At 61.2% G+C, this 865-nt stretch carries 1 protein-coding gene and 2 pseudogenes; all 3 read left to right on the top strand.

All coding sequences use genetic code 11. The features are described from left to right. Positions 1 to 62 precede the first annotated feature (62 nt). Positions 63 to 239 (top strand): annotated as a pseudogene (gene tnpB, locus ACLFKU_RS43720) (IS66 family insertion sequence element accessory protein TnpB); the annotation flags it as partial. 37 nt (positions 240 to 276) lie between these two features. Continuing rightward, the gene (locus ACLFKU_RS43715; RefSeq protein ID WP_410853385.1) at positions 277 to 402 is read left to right on the top strand and encodes a hypothetical protein; all 126 of its coding nucleotides are present in this window, start codon (positions 277 to 279) and stop codon (positions 400 to 402) included. A gap of 63 nt (positions 403 to 465) precedes the next feature. After that, a pseudogene (locus tag ACLFKU_RS43710) lies at positions 466 to 865 on the top strand (IS66 family transposase); the annotation flags it as partial.

The following is an 865-nucleotide window of genomic DNA, read 5'->3' as shown; positions in this document are numbered from 1 at the left end:
ACGATTAGCTCGCCGATATCAGAGGCAGCACAATGCGCCGCCTGGCTGCGTGAGTGGCTCGCATGATCCGCATTGATCAGGTGTGGCTGGCGGTCGAGCCGCTGGACATGCGGGCCGGCTTCGATACGGCACTTGGCCGGGTGATAACCGTATTCGGCGCCGCGCATCCACATCATGCTTATCTGTTTGCCAACCGGCGGGCCAACCGTCTGAAGGTACTGGTTCACGACGGGATTGGAATCTGGCTGGCAGCGCGACGGCTGAACGAGGGACAGTTTGTGTGGCCTCACCCTGGTAGGCGAACCGAAGCATCATGCGCTCACGCAGGAACAGCTCGAAGGTCTGGTGGTGGGTTTGCCGTGGCAGCGCATCGGTCCTAACGGCGTGATTCGCGTCGTATGACGCCCGCAAGGACGTAAACGGTGGCGCTTTCCCGGTCTCCAAAGTTCTGGCAGACTCGTCTGCATGAACCTGCCCGCCGATCTTAACGCCCTCAGCCCGGAACAATTACGCGCGCTTGCCGCGCAGCTGATTGCCCAGGTCGAGGACAGGGAGCGGGAGATTCTCGAGAAGACCAGGCAGGTCGACGAGACGCAACGGGAGCTGCAGTACCGACAAACCCGTATCGACCAGCTGACCCAGGAGATCTCGATTCTCAGGCGCCAGCAGTTCGGCCGGCGCAGCGAACAGCTCAGCAGCGATCAGATGAACCTGCTGGATGAGGCGATTGACGCGGATCTCGCCGCTATCGAACTGGAACTCGAGCAGCTTCAGCCGGCAACGCCAGTCGACGAGCCACGTCAACAGTCCAAACGCGCATCGCTGCCTGCACAGTTGCCGCGTACAGAAATACATCACGAGCCTG

This window comes from Paraburkholderia sp. EG304, assembly GCF_046543485.1.
GTDB classification, from domain to species: Bacteria; Pseudomonadota; Gammaproteobacteria; order Burkholderiales; family Burkholderiaceae; genus Paraburkholderia; species Paraburkholderia youngii.
This window is presented reverse-complemented; position numbering and strand designations above follow the sequence as displayed.